This window comes from Thalassospira sp. MIT121401 (genome assembly GCF_047125595.1).
Lineage (GTDB): Bacteria > Pseudomonadota > Alphaproteobacteria > Rhodospirillales > Thalassospiraceae > Thalassospira > Thalassospira povalilytica.
Window position 1 is genome coordinate 3,777,163 of sequence record NZ_CP138926.1, and the last position, 22,600, is coordinate 3,799,762.

The window sequence follows — 22,600 nt, forward strand, 5'->3', positions numbered from 1 at the left end:
CCAGATACACCCATACGATCAGGAAGGCTTCCTATGGAAAACGCAGGCAAATTTTACATCAATGGCAAATGGATTGATCCGATTTCGTCCGAGAAAATGGATGTGATCAACCCGGCCACCGAAGAAGTCATCACCCAAATCACGCTGGCCAGCGAAGAAGATGTCGATCTTGCGGTTGCCGCGGCCAAACGCGCCTTTGCAACCTATAGCCAGACCACCATTGAACAGCGCCTTGGCTGGCTTGAAAATCTGCTTGCGATCTATAAGCGCCGCTATTCCGAGGTCGCCGATACCATCACCGCCGAACTTGGCGCGCCCACAACCATGGCCCATGAACAGCAGGCCGCGGCCGGAACCGACCATCTTGCCGATTTCATTGATGTTTTGCGAAAACTCAAGCTCGAAGAAACCCTGCATAACGGGGAAACGCTGTTGCGTGAGCCGATCGGGGTTTGCGGCCTGATCACGCCCTGGAACTGGCCGATCAACCAGATCGTTCTGAAAGTCATCCCGGCTCTTGCGACTGGCTGCACCTGTGTTCTCAAACCATCCGAATTCACCCCGCTTAATGCAACGCTTTATGCCGAAATGATCCACGAGGCAGGCTTCCCCGCCGGGGCCTTCAACCTTGTGCAGGGCGCGGGTCCGGTTGCCGGTGCGACACTTTCACGCCACCCCGATATCGCGATGATGTCCTTTACCGGATCGACCCGCGCGGGCAAGGCCATCACCAAGGATGCGGCCGAAAACGTCAAACGCGTTACCCTGGAACTGGGTGGCAAATCGCCAAACATCGTGTTTGACGATGTGGATGTCGAAGACCGCATCACATTCAGCGTTCTTGATGTTTTCAACAATTCCGGCCAGACCTGCGATGCACCGACCCGGATGCTGGTTCAGCGATCAATTTATGACGAGGCCGTCAAGATTGCCAAACGCGTCGGCGATGCCGCCAAGGTTGGCGATCCGCGGGTCAAAGGCGATCATATCGGCCCGCTGGTCAGCCACATCCAGTTTGACCGGGTGCAAACCCTTATTCAGGCCGGCATTGACGAAGGTGCAACCCTTCTGGTTGGCGGGGTTGGCAAACCCGACGGGGTGAATGAAGGCTATTTCGTCAAACCGACGATCTTTGCCGATGTGGACAATAACATGCGCATCGCCCGCGAAGAAATCTTTGGCCCGGTCGTCGCGATGATCCCGTTCGACACCGAGGAAGAAGCCATCAAAATTGCCAATGACACGCCCTATGGCCTGGCGGCCTATATCCAGACCCCCGATGATGCCAAGGCCGACCGCGTTGCCCGCAAACTGCGTGCGGGCATGATCCGCATCAACGGTGCCTTCCCCCGTCCGGGAAGCCCGTTTGGCGGCTATAAACAATCGGGCATCGGGCGCGAAGGCGGCCTGTTTGGTCTTGAAGATTTCATGGAAATCAAAATGCTGCATAAGCCGTGATCTGCACGGCACGTATTCCGGCACATTGCACATTGCAGCGGGCTCCGGACAATTCCGGGGCCCTGTCTTTTTTGCAACCAGCAGGTGCCATCGCCGTAAAAAGTTCCCAAATGACATAATAGTGGCAATGCCCGGCCCGGCCATTATAATCCCATCGTAAATCGATAAATCTGATGATCCGGGGAACGGATTTCGTATGGATTGGGAGACGAAAAATGAATGCCATGTCCTTTGCTGACATGGGGCTTGCTGCCTTGAAAAGGCGGCAATATAACGCCGCCATCAATATGCTTCGCCAGGCACTTGGCGAAGATATGGACAATCTTGAAGCACGGTTTGGTCTGGCCCGTGCCCTGCATGAAAAAGGTTCGATTACCGAAGCACTCGGCGAATATCGCACGGTGCTGCAATCTGATGGGGACAATGCCGATTGCCTCTATCACATTGCACGCGCCCTGCTTGAAAACGGTGATGCGCGCGACGCGCTTAATCATGTCGACATCGTTTTGCGCGCCAAACCGACCGACCCGGAACTTCTGACCCTGCGCGCGCAGGCATTGCTTGAACTTGATCAAAGTGACAATGCCCTTTCCGCCCTTCAGACCGCGGCACATCACAGTCCGGGATCGGAAACCATTCACCGGCTGATGGCGGCGTGCTATCGCGCCAGTGACGATCTTGAAGGGGAAAGACGCGCTGTTGAACAATTGCTGCGCATTGATCCATCATCACTGACCGCATCAAACGATCTTGGTGTGATCAATCTGCGCGAAGGTCACCTGATCGCAGGTTTTGAAACCTTTGAACAAATCCTTTCGCAAGATCCCGAACACCGCGAAGCCACCCTTAACCGCGCCATCACGCTTACCGTGATGGGCGGCATGGATCATGATGCGATCTGGGGCCGGGTCATGGAAATCTGTGGCGATATGGAAGATCTGGACGATATCCGCGCCCTTGCCGATCAGGTGGCAAAGCTGCCCGATAAAAACCGTCAGGAAAATGATACCGCCCAGGCATTGATCCGGCGTGCGGCACTGGCCCCGCATGATCCGACCGATATCTGAATTGAAAACGCCCGCATTGATTTGCGGGCGTTTCATTTTCCGGATATCTATTCGGCTGTGCCATCCGCGCGGGCCGGGATCAGGGCGGATGACTTCACCCAGCCCAGAATGCCGATCATGCAAATCAATGCCGCGATCCCGCCGACCATGAAGGGCGATGTCTTATCAAGCCCGGCCAGAACCCCGCCGGTCAAAACTGCTGCGGCTTCGGCCAAAACGTGGACGGACCGGTAAATGCCCAATGCCTGCCCCTGCTCATGGGCACCGGCCCCGTTTGAAATGAACAGGCTGGTGGTAACTTCGCACCATGCAATCCCGAAGGCAGCAATACACATCGGCACAAACACCCAGACCAGCCCGTCAGGCAGGACAAAGGTAATCAAACCGATGGCCAGCAACATATGCCCAAGGGCCGCCACCCCGCGAAGGCCCATCGGGCGCTGCGCACGTTCCACGGTCAATCCGGCCAGAATAAGCGGGATCGAAATGATCGCCGAGCACATGCCAAGGAAACTGCTGGTCACATCACTGGTCTGTACCAGGTAAACCCCGAAGAAGCAGAAAAACAGATAGATCGCGAAATAGCTGGCAAATGAAACCGCGTAGCCCGGCAACAGCACAGGATCGGTCAGGGTCGCCCAGACAGTCCGCCCGGCAATCGCCTGATCATCCTTGGTCCGTCCGCGACGGCGGGCATATTCCGGAATATGCAGGACCACCGCAACGACCAGAAGGTTGAAGCCATACATGCCCGCGGCAAAGAAGAACGGCCAGGACACGTTAAAGGACGGATGAATGGACGGGTCCGAGAAAAAGCCCCCCATCAACGGCCCGACGATCCAGCCGACATTGATCGCCACCGTGATCAGGCCGAAATTACGGACCTTGTTTGCCGGGGTGCTGATATCCGATGCAATCGACTGGGCAATCGCCATATTGCCTTCGCACAGGCCCGATACAAACCGCCCGATCAGAACCAGCGGCAAATTGGCGCTCGCCACCCCGATGGCAACAACGATATAGCCACTGGCCGCCCCGAACAGCGATGCCATCAAAACCGGTTTGCGGCCGACCCGGTCCGATAACCGGCCAAGCCATGGCGCACCGATAAACTGCCCGATGGGATAAAGCGCCATGGCCACACCCAACAGGATGGTGCGATATTGTTCGGGAATGGATGGATCAAGAAAACCAAGTTCAGGTTTCAGAAACATGGGTCCAAAGACCGGATAGGGCAAACTGAACCCGGCAAAGCCGAACAGAACGGTCAAAAAGACCGCCGACATTGCCTTGTTTTCTTGCGACATGGGGAACTCCGTGGGGCGCTGCGCTGGTAAGCGACGATTGTATGGGGCTATTGGTGGCAAAAGGGCGATAGAAGTTAGTTCAATTCATCGGTCAAAACCGGGGGCATCGACATAGGTGGCGGCAAGGGCACGGACCTTGGCCCTGGCATCATCGACCTGCCACCCCGCCCCGATCATAAGATCGGCCAGACCGTCGCACAGGATACTGACCGCATTCTTGCGCAGTTCCTGTCCATAATGACGGTCGGTGATTTCGGATAGAACCAGCACATTGATCCCGTAACCAAGCCCCCAACTGCCAAGGTTAAGGTTGCGGCTTCGGCTGGTCATATCCGGGGCGATGCCAAGTTCATCCTCCCCCTCGGTCAGGAAGGTCTGAAACATCGTGGTGATGGCATTGATCTGATCAAGCTGGGCCTGATGGCGGGCCGGGGTTGCACGTTTCCAGACCGACGACGCAAGGGCAAGATATTCCGCCTCGAACAATTGCGGATGATCGATGGAAAAACCCAGATCCAGCAGATTGGCGATGATGTATTTTTCAATCGCGCTGCCATCATGATTGCGCGCGATATCAAACTTTTCGGCGCGTTTGGCACCGGCCATGACCGCAAGCCCGATCAGCAAATCTTCCTTGCTGGCGAAATGGCCATAAAGGGTACCGACCGAAATGTCACAGACCCGCGCAATATCCGACATCTTGAGCTCGAAAAAGCCAACTTCTGAAATCAGTTTCCCGGCGGCATCAAGGATCATTTCTTCGCGTTGCTGGCGTTTTTCCATGCGGTTTTGCGCAACCATGCCAATGCGGCCTTCTACCCGTTGGATCATTTTTGACGTAAAATCGAATTTGGTTCATTTTTCAACCACGGGCAATCGTGATTTTTGCATAGGTGTCATTCCCCCAAAAAGTCAGGAGACATTGCCCCCAATAACCGGCAAAAATGATCTGCGCGATATCGACCCGGACCAGCACAACAGCAAACCGGGAACCGGCCACAGTTCCAGACGTTTATATGTTGATCGCTGTCCCGGTCCGGTTTTGCCGACGGGCGGCATTTGTCGCCCGGGCACGCATTCACAACAGGATCACGGCACATGTTTCACCGCTTTATCCGAATATGGGAATTTGTCGGCCACAGCCTGTGGTTCACTCCGTTGCTTTATGCGATTGGCGGTGCGGTGCTTTCACTGTTGGCCATCCGGTTGCCGGGCGAAGATATCATTGCCAGCCTGCCCGATTTCTGGCCGCGCTTTGAAACGGTTGAAACGGTCCAGGATCTGACATCGACACTGCTGGCGACGCTTGTGACGATGACCACCTTTGCGCTGTCGGTCACGATGGTGGTGCTTACCCTTGCGGCCGGTTCGCTGGGGCCGCGCACCATTCGCAACTTCATGGGGGATCCCAAAACCCAAAATGCGTTGGGCAGTTTCGTCGGCACGATCCTGTTTCTGATTACAGGCCTGGTCCTGATGGGCGGGCAGACCGATGATGGCGCGGTCCCGCAGATCGCCGCCATGACCGGCATTGCGCTGTTTGTCGTCAGTCTGTTTGTGCTGATTTTGTTTGTCCATCATCTGGGACGTTCCATCGTTGCCGATCACGTGATCCAGAAGGTCGGCGCCAATCTTGAAGAAACGATTTCCTCGTCGCTTGAAACCCTGTCGGGGCCGATTGACAATGCCGCCACGGAAAGCTGCACCCTGCCCGATGCGGGTGCCAACACGTCGGATCGCACGATCACGGCGGCAAAATCGGGCTATGTGCAGGGCATTGATTATGACGACCTGCTTGATGTTGCCATCAAGCACGATATTCGTGTCGCACTCACTGTCCGCGCCGGACAGCATGTGATTGCCGGTGATATTATCGGTGAAATCGGCAAGGATGAAAACAACGACACCAAGCCTTCTGGCACCGGGCATTCTGACACCGGGTATTCTGGCACCCGATCAGATGCAATACATGACGCCATCGCCCAACAGATCATGATCGGCAGTCAGCGCACCGCCATGCTTGATATCGAATTTGCCCTGCGACAACTGGTCGAGGTCGCCTTGCGCGCCCTTTCCCCCGGGATCAATGATCCATTCACCGCAATTGCCGTGATCCATCGGCTCGGTCGTGCCTTGCCACAGGCGATGGATTTCCATTATCCGATGGGACTTTGGCGCGATGATCAGGGACAGGAACGCATCTGCGCCCATCTGTCGGATTTCGGCGGCATGATGAACGCGGCATTCAACCAGATCCGCCAATCGGCCAGTGCCAAACCCGACGTCCTTTTGCCGATGGCAGAGGTCCTTGAAAGCCTGACCGGCCTTGCCAAACATCCAAAACATCTGGAAATCCTGCGTGAACATGCACGCCTGATCGGTCGGGCCGCTGCACGTGATATTGCGGACGCTACTGATCGCAAGGTCGTCGAACGCGCCGTTAACCGCGTCTTGCGCCAACAACAGGCCAAGGATGATTATTCGGTTTCCTGACGCATCCCGACCAACATGCTGTCAGCTCGGCACAGGACCACATTCCCGTATCTCCGAACACCCGAAACAAATCCGCAAGATCGGTCAGGTATTGGTCAGCGGATTTGTGCATGATGGCACAGGATCAAGCCCGTAATCAGCAATCGCAACCGTCAGGCCACGCCATCATGAATGCCCCGGCAAAATCAGACATCGCCCGCCGTTTTGACCGGGTCATTGCCCATATTGATACAAGTCTTGATACCAATCTTGATACCGGCCCTGATGCCAGTTCCGAAATTCGGGATGACAAGGCCCTGTCGCTTGAAACCCTGGCCGGCATTGCTGCCTTTTCGGTCTTTCATTTCCATCGGCAATTTGCGGCATTTTACGGGATGAATGTCGGGCAATATATCCGCCTGATCCGGATGCGCCGTGCCGCCCATATGCTGGCCTTTCGCCAAGACGTCCCGGTTTTGCAAATCGCCCTTGATGCCGGGTACGAGGGGCCGGAATCCTTTGCCCGCGCCTTTCGCCAGATCCACGGGATCGCCCCGCGCGACTTTCGCAAATCCACCGATTGGGACAATTGGCAGGCCCCCTATGACGGGTTGCTGACAATCAGGAGAAACACGATGACCAGCCCCGATCACACTGCGGTTTCAATCATCGACTTCCCCGAAACACCAACCGCCTGTCTGGATCATGTCGGCCCGCCTGCGCGCATCGGCGAGACCATTCAACGTTTTATTGCCTGGCGCAAAATCCATCATCTGCACCCGTCAAAACACGCGACATTCAATATTGTCTGGTGCAATCCCGATGATACGCCGCCCGATGATTTTCGCATGGGGCTTTGCGTTGCCACAACACAGCCCCTGACAGCCGAGGATGAAAAAGCCGGTCTTTATCCCCTGATAATCCCGGCCGGGCGATATGCGAAATTGCGTCATGTCGGAAGCGACCAGACACTTGGTGACAGCGCGCTTGCACTCTATCGCGACTGGTTGCCGCAAAGCGGTGAAACGCCCGGCGACTTCCCGCTTGTTTTCCAGCGCGTCGCCTTTTTCCCCGACGTCCCGGACCATCAGGCCGTTACCGATATCCTGCTGCCACTGGCATAGAACACCGTGCGCACAGGCAACGCATGAGGCATCACACATCGCACGTGACGCATGGCGTTTAGCGTATGCGAATGGCGAATGGCGAATGGCGAATGGCGAATGCCAACTGGCACCGGATGCCTCGCACAAGGCCGCACACTCATTTCGGCGAAAGTGGCGGCATCCGGCGTTCGACCGGCTTGGATTTGACGATGGCGGTGTTGGTTTCGGCCTTGTCGACAATCTGGTCCAGCAACCCGTCCAGTTCCTTCATCGACCGAATATAAAGCCGTGCGACAAAGCAATCATCGCCGGTCACCTTGTCACATTCGCCAAATTCGGGAATTTCGGAAATCAGTTGCTGCACGATATGCAATTTTCCGGGCAAGGGCCGAATGCGCACAATCGCCTGCAACGGATATCCCAGGGCTTCGGGGTCAATATCAATGGTGAAACCGCGAATGACCCCGCGTTCTTCAAGCCGCCGGACACGCTCGGCAACACCGGGGGCGGAAAGTCCGACCTTGGCGGCCAGTTCCTTTTGCGAAATCCGGGCATCACGCATCAGGATTTTCAGAATCTTCTGATCGATCTCATCCATGACTTTACAAATTCCACAAAATTGACGATCCGGCCTTGATTAAAAAGGCTACATGCCAAATTCACCTTTCACAAGCCATATAAAACCCGGCCCAAAAAGCGGAAAGTAATCCCATCAAATGATTTCCTGAACGGAGCTTTGCGATGAAAGAACAAGTCCGCGGCACGGTCGAAATGACGGCTGCCATGACAATTTTGGGCACAATTGGCTGGTTTGTTGTGATGGCGGACCGCCCGGCCATGGATGTGGTTTTCTGGCGCTGCTTCTTTGGGGCGCTTTCGCTTTTGGTGATCTGTGCGACCATGGGGCTTTTGCGCGGGCTTTTGAATGTGCGCATGCTGGGCTGGGCCGCCCTTGGCGGGGTTGCCATCGTCACCAACTGGTACATGCTGTTCCAGTCCTATTCGATGGCCTCAATCTCGGTCTCGACCGCGGTTTATAACACCCAGCCCTTTATGCTGGTGTTGTTTGGGGCAGCTTTTTTCGGTGAAAAACTGACCATCAACAAATTCGTCTGGCTGGGCATTGCCTTTGCCGGTCTGCTTTTGATCATTTCTGGCAAACCCCGGGGCGGCCTTGGCGGATCGGATTATGCCGGTGGCATTCTGATGGCGCTTGGGGCGGCGCTTTTCTGGGCGACAGCGGCGATCATCACCAAAAAGCTCAAAGGCACCCCGCCCCATCTGATCGCCCTTGTTCAGGTCTGTGTCGGTATCGTGATGCTTGCGCCATTTGCCGATTTTGAAAATCTGCCAACCACGGCAATCAGTTGGGGTTCCCTGATCACGGTCGGGGTGGTCCATACCGGGATCATGTATGTGTTGATGTATGGCGCGGTTCAGAAATTGCCGACCCATCTGCAAGGATCGCTCAGCTTCATCTATCCGGTGGTGGCGATCATTGTTGACCTGATCGCTTTTGGCTATCGCCCCGATACCGCTCAGATCATCGGTGCCATCGCCATCCTGCTTGCCGCAGCAGGCATGAACCTTGGCTGGCAAATCATCCGCCCCCGCACACAACGCAATGTGGCGCCCTGACAATCCCCGACCAGATCGCAATCATCAGACAAAACAAAAGGGCCCCGTTCGGAGCCCTTTTTATTCGTCATACTTTTGATCGCGGATCGCGTCAGCCGGCGATATGTGCCTCGATCGCGGCCAGTGCGGCATCGGCCTGCGACGGGTCAGAACCACCGCCCTGTGCCATATCCGGACGGCCACCGCCGCCCTTGCCGCCGAGTTTCTCAACCCCGATCCGGACAAGGTCAACCGCGCTGAATTTCGCGGTCAGGTCATCGGTCAGGCCAACCACGATGGATGCCTTGCCACCATCGCCCGAAACAAGGGCAACAATACCAGAACCCATCTGGTCACGCAGTTCGTCAACCATGCCTTTGAGTTCCTTGGCTGGAATGCCGTCAAGCGAACGCAGGGCCAGTTTGACGCCATTGACTTCCTTGAAGGCATCTCCGCCCGAAGCACCGCCGGAACCGGCAGTCGCAAGTTTCTTGCGCAGGTCGGAAACCTCGCGTTCCAGACGACGACGTTCTTCCTGAAGCGCCTTGACGCGCGCCGGGACATCTTCGGGGACGGCCTTAAGGTCGGCTGCAACCGTTGCCAGCACGTTTTCACGGGCCGCCATGTAATTGGCAGCATCGGCACCGGTCAGGGCTTCGATACGGCGAACCCCGCTTGAAACCGCACCCTCGGACACGATTTTGAACATGCCGATGTCACCGGTGCGTTTGACATGCGTACCGCCGCAAAGCTCAAGCGAGTAGGCATGTTCGTTGCTTTCGGGAAGGCCCATGGAAACAACGCGGACTTCATCGCCGTATTTTTCACCAAACAGCGCCATCGCACCCAGTTCAATCGCCTCGTCCGGGGTCATCAGACGGGTGGTGACTTCGCTGTTTTCACGAATCAGACGGTTGACGTCTGCTTCGATCAGGGCGGCTTCTTCGGCGGTTACGGCCTTGGGATGTGAAACGTCAAAACGCAGGCGATCCTGTGCAACCAGCGAGCCCTTCTGGGTGACGTGATCGCCAAGATGCTTGCGCATCACCGCATGCAGAAGGTGGGTTGCCGAGTGATTGGCACGCAAGCTTGAACGGCGGGCATGATCAACACGGAATTCAGCCGCATCGCCAACCGAAACGTCGCCTTCGACAACCTTGCCCAGATGCACATGCAGCGCGCCGAGCTTTTTCTGGGTGTCGGTGATTTCAATGATCGCACCCTTTTCGGTTTTGATCACACCGGCATCGCCCTGCTGACCACCGGACTCACCAAAGAAGGTGGTCTGGTTGGCAAGAACGGCAACCTCGTCACCTTTTGATACGGTTTTGACCTCGGCACCATCCTTGATCAGGGCGGTGATAACACCTTCGGCGGTTTCGGTTTCATAGCCAAGGAATTCGGTCGCGCCATCACGGTCATTGATGTCAAACCAGACTTCTTCGGTCGCTGCTTCGCCCGACCCCGACCATGCGGCACGTGCCTTGGCCTTCTGTTCTTCCATGGCGGAAGTAAAACCGTCTTCATCAATGCCGATTTTGCGTGCCTTGAGCGCATCGGCCGTCAGATCAAGCGGGAAGCCATAGGTGTCGTAAAGCTTGAAGGCGACCTCGCCCGAAAGGGTGGCACCTTCGTTCATGCCGTCGGTCGCGTCATCAAGCATCTTGAGACCGCGATCAAGCATGGTTTTAAAGCCCTGCTCTTCGAGCTTAAGGGTTTCTTCGATAAGTGCCTGGGCACGGACCAGTTCCGGGAACGCCCCACCCATTTTGCGGACGAGTGCCGGGACCAGTTTATACATGACCGGATCCTGGGTGCCGACCATGTGCAGGTGGCGCATTGCACGGCGCATGATACGGCGCAGAACGTTACCGCGACCGGCATTGGACGGCAGAACACCATCAGCAATCAGGAAGCTGGTCGAACGCAGATGGTCGGCAACCACACGGTGCGACACGTTATGCGGACCATCCGGATCAGTATTGGTGGCATCGGCCGAAGCTTCGATCAGGGCGCGCATCAGATCGATGTCATAGTTGTCGTGCTTGCCCTGAAGGACAGCGGCAATACGTTCCAGACCCATGCCGGTATCAATCGACGGCTTGGGCAGATCAATGCGATCGCCATTTGCCATCTGTTCATACTGCATGAAGACGAGGTTCCAGATTTCAATGAAACGGTCGCCGTCTTCGTCGGCACTGCCCGGAGGGCCACCCCAGATGTGATCGCCATGGTCAAAGAAGATTTCCGAGCACGGACCACACGGGCCGGTATCGCCCATCGACCAGAAGTTATCGGAGGTCGGAATACGGATGATGCGGTCATCAGACAGACCGCCAATCTTTTTCCAAAGACCATGGGCCTCGTCATCGGTGTGATAAACCGTGACCAGAAGCTTGTCTTTGGGAAGACCATATTCCTTGGTGATCAGGTTCCAGGCGAATTCAATCGCGTTTTCCTTGAAATAATCGCCAAACGAGAAGTTGCCGAGCATTTCAAAGAAGGTGTGATGGCGGGCGGTATGACCGACATTTTCAAGATCGTTATGTTTGCCACCGGCACGCACGCATTTCTGCGAGGTGGTCGCGCGTGAATAATCGCGATGCTCTTGACCGGTGAAAACGTTCTTGAACTGGACCATCCCGGCATTGGTAAACATCAGGGTGGGGTCATTGCGCGGCACCAGCGGGCTGGAGGAAACGACTTCGTGGCCGTTCTTGCGGAAGAACTCCAGAAACGTGGTGCGGATATCGTTAACGGTCTGCATATCTCTCCAACCCGGAAAACGCGGAACAAATTCATCCGCCATGTTGGCGGACGGACTGCCCTATTTAGCGGCTCGGCCCTGCCCTGTCCAGTCAGGCGAAGGGCTTGGGCGGCAAATGTATCAAGTTTTATGAATTGCGTGATTGCAACAAGGCAAAAATCGACGCGCGCTAGGCCCGGTCAATCATCAGGCGAAACCGGTTGCGGTTCATTGACGCGACAAAACCGATCTGCACAAACCCCAATCGGGACAACAGCTTGGCCGATGGATGATTGTCGGGATGGGCAAAGGCACCCAGCATGCGGCAGGATGTTCGGGCCCCCGCAAAGGCGATGGCGGTTTCGGCAAGTTCACGGCCAAAGCCGCGACCATGATGGTCGGGATGAAGGAAATAACCGATTTCCGGTCCCCAGTCGGGATCGAACGGGTCGATATAAAGCCCGCCCCATCCGATGATTCTGTCCGTTTCCCTGTGCCGCACGACCCAGGGGGCAAAGCCATCCTGATTGCGACGCGATTCAAAGGCCAGCAATCTGGTCTGGCAATCATCAAGCGATTGATCGCAATGGGTAAAGCGCATTGCCGCAGCATCCCCCAGAAACACAAAAAGGTCGCCAATATCGGCGACCTTTACCGGGGCATAATATAACCGTTCGCTGGCAAGGGCGGCCGAACGGTTACTCATTCACGCTTTCCTGGATCTGCTGACCCAGCTTTTCCATATCGCGGCCAAATCCTTCGGCGGTTTCGCAGGCCGACAACGCCATGCCAAAGCCAAGAACCATCGCAACTGCCAACAGACGTTTTGTGATCGTTACCATGTTTGTTGAATGCTCCAACGCTGTGCGGTTCGGATACCGCCTTTGAGTATATACGCCATTTTGGCGCGACCGGTTTTTGGTTGCAACCGATATCGCCATTGCCCGGCCCCGTTCAGACACAGCAAAAGGACGCCAATATGGCGCCCTTTTGTGTGCTCGTCGGTTCGGTTTTTATCCCAACCCTTTTTGTCTTTCGTTGCCGGTTACATTGGCGGGCGGCGGCCACGCAATGCATTCACCAGAAGTGAAACGGCAAACAGCACGATGAAGACAAAGAACAGAATCTTCGCAATGCCAACGAAAGTCCCGGCCAAGCCGCCAAAACCCAATACGGCGGCAATCAGGGCAAGGATCAGACAGAATACGGCCCAACCAATCATGGGAATTCTCCTGCAGTTATTGGGTGCTTTGAGGGTAAAGCGACCTGTTTAATCAGCCCGGATCACGAAGCACTGTCCTGGATGGCTTCACCGGCATCTTCGACGTCTTCGCCGAAACCTTCGGCGGTTTCGCAGGCCGCAAGGCCAAGACCAAGACCACCAATCATCAGAACGGCGAGAATTTTTTTCATCAGGTCTGACATGTTTGTTCTCCTGTTTGCTCGTGATGTGTTGCTCACAGGATATCAAACGGGGACAACTCAAAATTGTTCCGCCCCCATATCATTAAAGGGGGGTTTCCACCCCATTCGACACCATTTAATGATATATCTTTCATATAGTTATGCGAAATCGTGATCATTTTGGGGCACCGGAAAGAAACCCGTCACACGGGCCGCTTTCCGGGGGATGATCCGTGATATCCGCCATCAGATGCGCCAATCAGGATGGCGACATGCCAAGGTCGAGAAACCCGCTGATTTCATCAATGATCTGTTGGTGGATATGACCGCGATCGGTGCCCGCCGGGTCCGAACAGACCGGATCATCATCCATCCGCGCCAGAAGTTCGGCCGCACCGGGCACACATTCCGCCAGAAACGTCAAATGGTCAGCCGGGGCAAAAACCGCATAGGCCGGATGATCAAGCTTGCCCAACAAGTTGCTTCCGGTCCTTTCCAGATCAGCAGCCGGCCAGCCATGTTCTTTGCCAAGCCGGATGAACAGCACATCCTGATCGGTGTTTTTCAGGCTGCTGTCATCAACCGCATAAGTCATGCCAGGTTCGATCGCGACAAATCGCGAAATCCGGGGGTCTTTGGCATCGATGGCAATGTCATCAGACAGATGATCGAAATCGACGCCGCCACGTTTCAAAAAAACGCAATCCTGCATCGCATCGCCATGTGTCTTGCAAAAATCACGATACAGGTCGCCATCAAACCGTACCCCCGCCAGATTAAGAACCGTTGTCCCCCCCAACGAAAAGCCGACCGTCGAAATCCGGTCCCGGTCGATATAGGGGGCGAAATCCGGATCGGCGAGAACCTGGTCAAGCAGGGCCGTGATATCGGCCGCACGCGGCGCCAGATGAATGGTGCGCCGGGGCGATGAATCCCCCGATGTCGTGCCGGGATGATTGACCGCAAGCACCATTGCCCCGCGAAGTGCCAATTGCGATGACAGCCAGCCCAGCGCATCCATATTGCCGCCCGATCCGTGCGAGAGCAGGATCAGCGGGTGTTTTCCCGGTGCAATCGCCGCCCCGATATAGGCATCCGTGCTTTGCCAGATCGCGCTTTTGGTGACCGGCGCACGATAGATATAAGTCCCGGCCGGATACCAGATGGATGCAGAAAGCGGCATGGATCTGTGTGATGCGGTGACATCGAACCGGTCATAGCCCGCCAGTTCCTGTGCCGCGGACGGGGTCGCCATGCAAGGAACGCTGGCAAGACCAAGTGAAAGAAGGGCCGCAGAAGTTACATGTTTCATGATTTCAATCCGTGTTTTAATCTTCACCGGGTTGAAATTGCTCCTGATTTCGGGGGCTGGCGTCCTTGAACCGGTTATAGGACGTGCAAAACCGGTTTTCGGACGTTTTATGATCGGATCGCCACAAGACATGATCGCACTTCCCGTACCTATGATCGTCGCACTGTTGCTGGGTTATCTGTTTTTGCGGGCGATCCTGTTTGAAAAGACCAGCCGGTTGCTTGCCGCCTTGCTGCTGGCCTGCGCCTGTCAGAGTGTGACGGTGTCGCTTGTTCATTATTACGGGTTTGATGCTATCCGGCTGTTGCAGCCGGTCATGGCATCAATGATCCCGGCGCTGGCCTGGATGGCCTTTTTGCAAAGCAGTGTGCGGTCGCGCCTTGTCGGCACCGATCTTTGCCATGTTCTGGCCCCGGTGGTGATGGTGATCGTGATCCTTGCCATGCCGGTTCTGATTGATGCCCTGCTTGGCGCGCTTTTTGTCGGCTATGCGTCTGCCATCCTGATTGCACTGCATCGTCAGGGCAATGATCTGGCCCATTCGCGTCTGGCATCGGGGCATGTACCGGCATTGATCTGGCGGGTGATTGCCATTGCGCTGATTGTTTCGGCCTTCAGTGATCTTTTGATCGCAGCAGCCCTGCAATTCGGGGCAGAAGGCGCGACGGGTGTGATTTTAAGCATCTTTTCGTCGCTGGCAGTGCTGACCATCGGGTTTCTGGCGCTTTCCCCAGATCTTGCCATCGGATCGGGCGATGATGACAACGGGGGTGATGATATCGAACCGTCAAGCGCGCCTGACAAAACCGCGCCCGATACGCCCGATATCCCGGTCGATGAAATCATGGTGGCAGTTGATCAGCTTATAAGCGGTCAGAAGCTGTTTCTTGATCCCGATCTGACGCTGGCGCGGATTGCGCGGCGACTGGGCTATCCGTTGAAACAGGTATCCACAGCGATCAATCAAAGTACCGGGGAAAATGTGTCGCGCTATATCAACAGGTTCCGGATTGATCATGCCTGCGGGGAACTTGCGCGCGGACAGAATATCACAACCACCATGCTTTCAAGCGGCTTTAACACCAAATCGAATTTCAATCGCGAATTCCTGCGCATTACCGGCCAAACACCCAGCCAGTGGCAACAGCAGCAAATCCCGGCAGCGGCAGTGGCGACGACCGCAATGCGGCGCGGATCATAGCCCGCCCGCCCCTAGTCCAGGACCGGGCGCATGAAGCTGCGTTCATAGGAAATGATGCTGCGATTGCGGATTTCCATATTCAGAACATCCTGACATTCGCGGTCGTCAGCCATGCGGTTGCGGTAATCCTCATACTCGGCAAGGCTTGGAAAACTGAACAGTGCATAGGCCACGTTACTCGCCCCTTCATGGGGCAGGAAATACCCGTGATGGGTCCCGCCCATACGATTGACAATCGGAATCCAGCGTTTGGCATATGCCTCGAACTCGGGAATTTTGTGACTGTCGATAATATATTTCAAATAGCAGGTAATCATGGCTGCACCTTTGAACGGGGTGAAGGATTTGATGGCCCAAACAAAAAAGACGGGCCGAAATCACGGCCCGTCTTTTTAAAATCATCGTACAAAAACAGCGCGATCAATCGTCATTGACCGGGTCATCTTCGCTCATATTCGTCATGCTTTCGGCGATCAGGCCGGCACTTTCGCGAATGCTGTTTTCGATTTCCTGGGTCATTTCCGGATTCTCGCGCAAGAAGTTCTTGGCGTTTTCACGACCCTGACCGATCCGGGTCGAGTTATAGGAGAACCAGGAACCGGACTTTTCAACAATGCCTGCCTTGACACCAAGATCAAGGATTTCACCCATCTTGGAAACGCCTTCGCCATACATGATGTCAAATTCGACCTGTTTGAACGGCGGGGCCATCTTGTTTTTGACGACCTTGACGCGCGTCTGGTTACCCACGACTTCGTCGCGGTCCTTGATCTGGCCGATACGGCGGATATCCAGACGAACAGACGCATAGAACTTGAGCGCGTTACCACCGGTGGTGGTTTCCGGGCTGCCGAACATCACACCGATTTTCATACGAATCTGGTTGATGAAGATCACCATGCAGTTCGACCGCGACACCGAGCTGGTCAGTTTACGCAAGGCCTGGCTCATCAGGCGGGCCTGCAGACCGACATGGGTATCGCCCATTTCACCTTCGAGTTCGGCCCGCGGAACAAGGGCCGCGACCGAGTCAACGACCAGAACATCAATCGCACCGGAACGCACCAGCGTGTCGGCAATTTCAAGTGCCTGTTCACCGGCATCGGGCTGTGAAATCAGAAGTTCGTCGGTATTCACGCCAAGCTTGCGGGCATAGCCCGGGTCAAGCGCATGTTCGGCATCGACAAATGCACAGGTCCCGCCAAGTTTCTGTGCCTCGGCAATGGTGTGCAGGGCCAGGGTCGTTTTCCCGGAACTTTCCGGGCCATAGATTTCGATGATACGGCCACGCGGAAGACCACCAATACCAAGTCCGATATCAAGACCGAGTGATCCGGTTGAAATGGCTGAAATGTCAACGGCGCTTTCCCGCTGACCCAGCTTCATAATCGAACCTTTGCCAAATGCCCGTTCGATCTGCCCAAGGGCGGCTTCGAGTGCCTTCTGCTTATCCATAGTATCCTTATCCACCAAATGCAGCGCGGTCTGAATCATTGCTCGAACTCTCTTATTCCACAGGGCCGGGTAGGATGCAACGCAGGCGGTTCCCCGGACCTAAATGCGGAACGCCACCGCTTGAAGAACCTGCTGCCCAGACAGACTAGTTTCCCTGTTCACGTCAGCAGCCGAATTGAGAACATAATGCGAACACTGTCATAAAATTTTGGATGTTGCAAGTTTGTTCTCATTCCCGGGAACAAAAATCGCGTTTTCAAACGACAACAGCCCGGCCCTGTCCGGACCGGGCTGCTCCATACCGAACGGCAATTTTATCAGGTGGTAATTTTGAGATGTTCGTGGGTATGGGCCGCGCCGTGGTCTTCATCCCCGTGGTGATGGGATTCAATGTGTAGTTCCCCCGGAACGGAATAAAGCTGCCCGTGGCGCACACCGGGCTGTGCCAGGACTTTGTCGGCAAAGGCGCGAATTTCGGCAAGCTTCCCGCGCAGGGTCACGCTTTCAAGACAGGTGTCATGATCGATGTGAAAATGCACGGTCGACACCGTCAGATTGTGATGTTCATGCTGGGTGCTCATCAAACGCGATGCCAGCATGCGTTCCTCATGGTCATAAACATAATTCAGAACGGCAATTCCCACCCCGTTGGGGTCTTCGTCAAGCTTGGCATTCTGAAGCTTTTCACGGATCAGATCACGGAATCCTTCGGACCGGTTGGTATAGCCCCGCCCTTCAAGGAAGGTGTCGAACGCTTCCATCAGATCATCTTCGATTGATACCGTCACGCGGGTCATATCAATTCCCTTTCAGAATCATCAGCTTGACTCGTATGAACAATTTTGAAAAGTTCATACTGTCATTTCATAGACCTAATTTCCCAAAGGATAGCAGATGTTTCAATCAAAGTTCGCACGCGCCCTGATAATTGGCATGACCGGTTGCCTGATCAGCAGTGCGACAACCGCCCATGAATTCATCGCCAGCACCGCACAAAGCACCATTGCGCCGGGCCAACCGGCAACGATATTTCTAGATTCGACCCATCAGTTCGGCGCGCCTGAAGAAGCCGAAGCCATCGAAAATGTGCGCGCCCGCCTGATCACCGATGCCGGGCAGAGCGAACTTGATGTCACACCAAATCCGAACGCCCCGAACCTTGTTGCATCTGTTAACGATCATGCGCAAACCGGCTGGATTGCCGCCCATCGTTTGCCGGTTGTCTGGTCACAGACGCCCGATGGCTGGCAGGAAGGCGGGCTTGAACAACATCCCGATGCCCTGACCGCTTCGCGTTACGAGAAATTTGCAAAACATCTGATCGGCCCGCAGGCATCTGATGGCAATGCCGTGGTCACGACCCCGCTTGGTGATCGGCTTGAAATCGTTCCGCTTGGCGATCCGCGCCGGACCAAAATCGGCACGGACGCCGAATTTCGCATCCTGCTTGACGGGCAGCCTTTGACCACCACCGTTCTTGCGACCTATGCCGGGTTTACCCAAACCCCGTCTTCCTGGGCCTACTATACCGAAACCCTTGCCGATGACCGCGGCAGTGCCATTGCCAAGGTTCGCATTTCGGCACCCGGCCTGTGGATCGTGCGGGTTGCAACCGATATCCCCGATGCCGCGGACGGGGTACGGGTTCATAACCTTCGTGCGACACTAAGCTTCCATGTGGACGGCTAGGAAAATGCATCTAGCGGGTATCAGCCGGGTGCCGGTTCTTGTGGTTCTTGTGGCGTTGTCGGTTCTGATCATATCGGAACCGACAGATGCCCGTGCCCACGGGGCTGGCTGGCAGGCTGTTGGCAATGAGAATACGGTTCGATACCGGTTTGGCTATACCGACGGCAGTCCCATGGGATTTGCCGAAGTCATCGTCACCGCCCCTGATGGCAAGATCTGGCAAAAGGCGCGCACCGATCGCAGCGGCCATTTTGCCTTTGCCCCGGATCAGCCGGGCCATGACATGACACAACCGCAAAACTGGCACATCCGGGTGGGTGATGGCATGGGGCATGTGGTGCAACTGACCCATCTGAGTAAACCCGACATAACGTCCGACCCACCAGACCCGACTGCCCCGACCGTGCCAGTTGCCAACACAAAAATGCGCGGCACGGCGGCAATGTTTGATTTGCCGATCTGGGCGGGGATGTTGTTCGGGCTAAGCGTGCTGGCGAACTTTTATGGCGGGTTGCTGTTGTGGGGACGCATGCGAAAGGCACATCAGTCCTAAATGCCTAAACACCTTGATCTCTTGATCTCTAATGCAGGAACAGTAACGCCACCCCGGCAAAGGCAAGGCAGGTCCCGATAACGGCCTGCCAGCCCACAGGCCGGCGCAGGATCGCGCCTTCATAGACAATCAGCAAAACCGGCGGCAAGGCCATCAGGGTCGATGCAATCCCGACATTGGCATTCTGAACCGCCAGCATGGAAAGCCAGACCCCGACCGCAGGCCCGATCAAAGCCCCCAGCAACAGCCACTTGCCGACATCCGGGGCAAGGCACGCAGTCACCGTGCGGCGCACCCGCCCGAAGACAAGGGCAATTCCCCACATGGCAATTACCGCAACAAGGGTACGGATCCAGGTCGCGGACAATGCGGAATAGCCATCAATCAACGCATATTTCGCCGTGATCAGATTGGCAACCTGACCAATGGCACCACCCAGTCCGAACAGGATACCGATCACATAGTTGCGCCCGACCAGCCCGACCGGGCGGCCCTTTTTACCCAGAATGACAATCAGAACCCCGCCCACCCCACAGGCGATGCCCAGAATTTCAATCGGACGGAGCGTTTCATCAAACAGCACCCATGCCAGTACCGCCCCCATGATCGGCACTGTCGACATCAACAACATCGACAACCGTGCCCCGATCAGGACAAAGGCCTGAAACAGCATGGCATCACCAATCACCAGCCCGACAATCGATGACAGGCTAAGCCAGCCCAGCTGTTCCCAGGTAACTGATTCGGGCCACGGTGTTCCCAAAAGAAGCCAGTGCAGAACCGTCAGACAAAAAATCGAACAGGCCAGACGCCCGCGATTGACGGTCTGCGCACCGGCCTTGCCGCCAATATTGGAAAAGATCATGCTTGATGTTGCCCAGCACAGGGCAGCGGTAAAGGCGGCGGCCTCACCAAACAGGGGGATCATGGGGCGCGTTTCCTGTCATTGTTGTTCCGGCGATGTACCGGTTTGTGGCCATGGTGGCGTGGCCAATAAATCTATAAGCGCAAATTTTCAGGCATTTGTAATCAGAATTATCGCCGGTCAGAATTCGAAAATTTGCAACTGCTTGCGATTTTTTGCCCGCACCGTATGTTCATGAAATTGCGTGCAAAAGGAAACCGGCATGACTAAGGCCCAACAGACCGACAATAACGGCAAACCGTTCAAGGGAATTCGCCGCTATCTTCAGGATGGTGAAGTGGTGATCATGGATTTGCCGATTGCCCCGGTATCGGTGCTGGTTCCCGGCCTGATCAAGATTGTCTGGATCGCGGCCCTGATTTACGCATCCTATCACTGGCGCGAAATTTACAATTTCCTGATGCCGCAATTTCGAAATCTTTTGACCGGACCCGAAGCCTTTTCAGCCCTTGATGAAATCTGGGAACAGTATGAATTCGTGTTTTCATTTGCGCTGATCGGCTTGATCCTCGCAGCAATTTCGATTGTCTGGAGCCTTCTGCGCCGCGTGCTTGGCGCATCGACACGCGCAGCAAAGGACAGTCTTCTTTTGCCGCTGACTGCGATCCGCGATCTGTTCTTTTTTGAACGCGTGATTACCAGCAACCGCATCATCACGCGCAGCGGCGTCCTGCGCAAGGATCAGGATGATCGCGGGTTCGAAGCCATCAAATCAACCCGCATCAGCAAAAGTGTCGTTGGCAATATCTTTGATTATGGCGATCTTCATATTACCGATCGCATCGGCCACAAATTCACCCTGCATCAAGTCAGCCAGCCCGAAGATGTCGCCAAGAAATTGTCGGACTTTTTCGGGCGCGTCTATGCCAACCGGGATACAAACACGCCGATCGACATCACCCATCTGGGATCGGATCAGGCCATTGAATCCCAGATCCAGACACCGGACAAGACAGACCTTTGATCCAGGAAGGTCTGATCACGCACAGGCTGTGTGCAAAGTGCCAGGTGTCAGGTCCCTGGTGCTTTGTCCTGTTGGCGATAACCGATTTGGCAATGCAGGCCGTCGGCAGTTATTTCTGAACCCAGGTAATGGCTTTTGCCGGCTGGTTTGCGGCATCGGCCTGAGCCGAGGGCAGCAATTCAAATGACAACAGCAATGCCGTCACGAAAATAGCAACCACCATACAGGATCGCACGATCCCGGTTGATTTGCGCTTTACCATTCAAACCCCCAAGCCGATATCACGCCTGGTTCTTTGATGAACCTTGTGCCGATACCGGGCCTCGCCTGTTGTGCCGGTCAAGTTGTCATGACCGGAATTCTTCATTGTTCATTTTAACCCACAGCCGCCGTTTTTCTGTCTGCTGTGCTGATCAACTATAGATAAAAAGAAAAGACATATGCAAGAAATCTAAACAAACATTTTCGAATTTTTCACACCCGTCACGCGCCGGGCGTCATGATGCCTTTTTCCGCCATTTCTTCAGGATATCGACATAGGCCTGATTGCCTTTTTCAATAAGTGGCAAATAGTCGGAAAATTCGGCACGCAGCCAAGTATAGACTTCAAGTTCCATCACCGGGATCGACACAAAGCCATCGGGCAAGCCGCCCGTCAGGATCAGTGAAAATTCATTGATCAGCATGGCATCAAGCCGCCCGGCACGCATCAGTTCCTGCATCATTTCGGGACCGGCCGGACAGCGCATCACATTGGGGTACCCCGCCATCAGCTTTTCAGCCCAGCTTGAACCAAGCCAGATCCCCACCGCCTGATCGGTCAGATCATCAAGCGATTTGATATCGCCGTCGCGTACAACCAGCACGCCAGATACCGCCCCGACCGGAAGATCCCCGCGGATCAGCGGACGACCGACCTGTTCGGCAAAATCATCAAGACCGGCAAATACACCATCGACTTCGCCATTGCGCATGGCAACCACGGAACGCGCATTGGGCATTGATACCGGAATAATACAAAGCCCGGCATCGGCCATGGCCCGGCGATAGGCTTCGACACCAACCGCATCACGTGTGACTTCGGGCATCGCCATGCGAAGACAGAATTCATCGGCCCACGCACCGGATGACACCAACAAACTGCTCAGCCCGGCCAATCCGAAGCCGATGGCAAACAGACAGGCCCTGAACACTCTGAAATTCAGATCACGCGTCATTCATACCCCCACGGCTTTTTGCATTTTCCGCAAATATGCCGGGTGTCAAACACCGGCACGCGGGCGGTATTTCTTGCATTCTGGTGATCCGGTCCGGTTGTTTCACA

24 protein-coding genes are annotated in these 22,600 nt (G+C 55.4%); 9 read left to right on the forward strand and 15 right to left on the reverse strand.

What is annotated here, in order from left to right; genetic code table 11:
* The first annotated feature begins 33 nt into the window (after positions 1-33).
* A complete protein-coding gene (locus tag SIB88_RS17445) occupies positions 34-1,458 on the forward strand; it encodes an aldehyde dehydrogenase family protein (RefSeq protein WP_412558683.1) in 1,425 nt (474 codons plus the stop codon).
* Positions 1,459-1,673: 215 nt separating this feature from the next.
* Positions 1,674-2,525: a tetratricopeptide repeat protein gene (locus tag SIB88_RS17450; protein WP_101247546.1), complete on the forward strand. Its 852-nt coding sequence runs from the start codon at positions 1,674-1,676 to the stop codon at positions 2,523-2,525.
* 47 nt (positions 2,526-2,572) lie between these two features.
* Here SIB88_RS17450 and SIB88_RS17455 read toward each other — a convergent pair whose 3' ends face one another.
* Together SIB88_RS17455 and SIB88_RS17460 are read right to left on the reverse strand one after the other, a co-directional pair.
* Entirely contained in the window at positions 2,573-3,832 is a 1,260-nt protein-coding gene (locus SIB88_RS17455; RefSeq protein ID WP_412558684.1) for an MFS transporter, read from the reverse strand.
* A gap of 84 nt (positions 3,833-3,916) precedes the next feature.
* Entirely contained in the window at positions 3,917-4,663 is a 747-nt protein-coding gene (locus SIB88_RS17460) for a TetR/AcrR family transcriptional regulator (RefSeq protein WP_412558685.1), read from the reverse strand.
* A gap of 267 nt (positions 4,664-4,930) precedes the next feature.
* Here SIB88_RS17460 and SIB88_RS17465 point away from each other — a divergent pair, with 267 nt between their 5' ends.
* Together SIB88_RS17465 and SIB88_RS17470 are read left to right on the forward strand one after the other, a co-directional pair.
* Complete coding sequence (locus SIB88_RS17465; protein WP_412558686.1) at positions 4,931-6,325, forward strand: DUF2254 domain-containing protein; 1,395 nt, start codon at positions 4,931-4,933, stop codon at positions 6,323-6,325.
* A gap of 110 nt (positions 6,326-6,435) precedes the next feature.
* Positions 6,436-7,428, forward strand: coding sequence for an AraC family transcriptional regulator (locus SIB88_RS17470; protein ID WP_412558687.1), 993 nt, complete (start codon positions 6,436-6,438; stop codon positions 7,426-7,428).
* A gap of 139 nt (positions 7,429-7,567) precedes the next feature.
* Here SIB88_RS17470 and SIB88_RS17475 read toward each other — a convergent pair whose 3' ends face one another.
* Positions 7,568-8,008: an Lrp/AsnC family transcriptional regulator gene (locus SIB88_RS17475; protein ID WP_114113376.1), complete on the reverse strand. Its 441-nt coding sequence runs from the start codon at positions 8,006-8,008 to the stop codon at positions 7,568-7,570.
* A 143-nt stretch (positions 8,009-8,151) separates the two neighbouring features.
* On the opposite strand from SIB88_RS17475, the gene SIB88_RS17480 reads away from it, so the two are divergent.
* The gene (locus SIB88_RS17480) at positions 8,152-9,048 is read left to right on the forward strand and encodes a DMT family transporter (protein ID WP_412558688.1); all 897 of its coding nucleotides are present in this window, start codon (positions 8,152-8,154) and stop codon (positions 9,046-9,048) included.
* A gap of 91 nt (positions 9,049-9,139) precedes the next feature.
* Here SIB88_RS17480 and alaS read toward each other — a convergent pair whose 3' ends face one another.
* The 6 genes from alaS to SIB88_RS17510 all read right to left on the reverse strand — a co-directional run bounded on the left by alaS (position 9,140) and on the right by SIB88_RS17510 (position 14,489).
* Entirely contained in the window at positions 9,140-11,794 is a 2,655-nt protein-coding gene (alaS, locus tag SIB88_RS17485) for an alanine--tRNA ligase (RefSeq protein WP_412558689.1), read from the reverse strand.
* Between the two features lie 169 nt (positions 11,795-11,963).
* Entirely contained in the window at positions 11,964-12,479 is a 516-nt protein-coding gene (locus SIB88_RS17490; RefSeq protein ID WP_412558690.1) for a GNAT family N-acetyltransferase, read from the reverse strand.
* Positions 12,472-12,615, reverse strand: a complete 144-nt coding sequence (locus SIB88_RS17495; protein WP_068517484.1) for an entericidin A/B family lipoprotein — start codon at positions 12,613-12,615, stop codon at positions 12,472-12,474. Before SIB88_RS17495 ends, SIB88_RS17490 begins: the two co-directional genes overlap by 8 nt.
* Before the next feature lie 203 nt (positions 12,616-12,818).
* Complete coding sequence (locus SIB88_RS17500; protein WP_082817698.1) at positions 12,819-12,995, reverse strand: DUF1328 domain-containing protein; 177 nt, start codon at positions 12,993-12,995, stop codon at positions 12,819-12,821.
* Between the two features lie 62 nt (positions 12,996-13,057).
* A complete protein-coding gene (locus SIB88_RS17505; protein ID WP_068517483.1) occupies positions 13,058-13,198 on the reverse strand; it encodes an entericidin A/B family lipoprotein in 141 nt (46 codons plus the stop codon).
* Positions 13,199-13,436: 238 nt separating this feature from the next.
* Positions 13,437-14,489 carry an alpha/beta hydrolase family protein gene (locus tag SIB88_RS17510; RefSeq protein ID WP_412558691.1) on the reverse strand — a complete coding sequence of 351 codons (1,053 nt, stop codon included), beginning with the start codon at positions 14,487-14,489 and terminating at the stop codon, positions 13,437-13,439.
* On the opposite strand from SIB88_RS17510, the gene SIB88_RS17515 reads away from it, so the two are divergent.
* Positions 14,488-15,690 carry a helix-turn-helix domain-containing protein gene (locus SIB88_RS17515; RefSeq protein ID WP_412558692.1) on the forward strand — a complete coding sequence of 401 codons (1,203 nt, stop codon included), beginning with the start codon at positions 14,488-14,490 and terminating at the stop codon, positions 15,688-15,690. The genes SIB88_RS17510 and SIB88_RS17515 overlap by 2 nt on opposite strands.
* Before the next feature lie 11 nt (positions 15,691-15,701).
* Here SIB88_RS17515 and SIB88_RS17520 read toward each other — a convergent pair whose 3' ends face one another.
* The 3 genes from SIB88_RS17520 to nikR all read right to left on the reverse strand — a co-directional run bounded on the left by SIB88_RS17520 (position 15,702) and on the right by nikR (position 17,942).
* Positions 15,702-16,007: an NIPSNAP family protein gene (locus SIB88_RS17520; RefSeq protein ID WP_101247606.1), complete on the reverse strand. Its 306-nt coding sequence runs from the start codon at positions 16,005-16,007 to the stop codon at positions 15,702-15,704.
* 103 nt (positions 16,008-16,110) lie between these two features.
* On the reverse strand, positions 16,111-17,184 hold the full coding sequence (gene recA / locus SIB88_RS17525; protein WP_068517480.1) for a recombinase RecA: 1,074 nt from the start codon (positions 17,182-17,184) through the stop codon (positions 16,111-16,113).
* Between the two features lie 278 nt (positions 17,185-17,462).
* Positions 17,463-17,942, reverse strand: a complete 480-nt coding sequence (gene nikR / locus SIB88_RS17530) for a nickel-responsive transcriptional regulator NikR (protein WP_068517479.1) — start codon at positions 17,940-17,942, stop codon at positions 17,463-17,465.
* Between the two features lie 97 nt (positions 17,943-18,039).
* On the opposite strand from nikR, the gene SIB88_RS17535 reads away from it, so the two are divergent.
* Complete coding sequence (locus SIB88_RS17535) at positions 18,040-18,834, forward strand: DUF4198 domain-containing protein (RefSeq protein WP_412558693.1); 795 nt, start codon at positions 18,040-18,042, stop codon at positions 18,832-18,834.
* Between the two features lie 4 nt (positions 18,835-18,838).
* A complete protein-coding gene (locus SIB88_RS17540; RefSeq protein WP_412558694.1) occupies positions 18,839-19,387 on the forward strand; it encodes a carboxypeptidase-like regulatory domain-containing protein in 549 nt (182 codons plus the stop codon).
* A 28-nt stretch (positions 19,388-19,415) separates the two neighbouring features.
* On the opposite strand, the gene SIB88_RS17545 is transcribed toward SIB88_RS17540, so the two are convergent.
* Positions 19,416-20,315, reverse strand: a complete 900-nt coding sequence (locus tag SIB88_RS17545) for a DMT family transporter (protein ID WP_206927995.1) — start codon at positions 20,313-20,315, stop codon at positions 19,416-19,418.
* A gap of 199 nt (positions 20,316-20,514) precedes the next feature.
* Between SIB88_RS17545 and SIB88_RS17550 the strand changes: the two genes are divergently transcribed.
* Positions 20,515-21,276 carry a PH domain-containing protein gene (locus tag SIB88_RS17550; RefSeq protein WP_156480809.1) on the forward strand — a complete coding sequence of 254 codons (762 nt, stop codon included), beginning with the start codon at positions 20,515-20,517 and terminating at the stop codon, positions 21,274-21,276.
* Between the two features lie 109 nt (positions 21,277-21,385).
* On the opposite strand, the gene SIB88_RS17555 is transcribed toward SIB88_RS17550, so the two are convergent.
* Complete coding sequence (locus SIB88_RS17555) at positions 21,386-21,538, reverse strand: hypothetical protein (RefSeq protein ID WP_412558695.1); 153 nt, start codon at positions 21,536-21,538, stop codon at positions 21,386-21,388.
* 235 nt (positions 21,539-21,773) lie between these two features.
* A complete protein-coding gene (locus SIB88_RS17560) occupies positions 21,774-22,493 on the reverse strand; it encodes a hypothetical protein (protein WP_412558696.1) in 720 nt (239 codons plus the stop codon).
* Between the last annotated feature and the right edge of the window lie 107 nt (positions 22,494-22,600).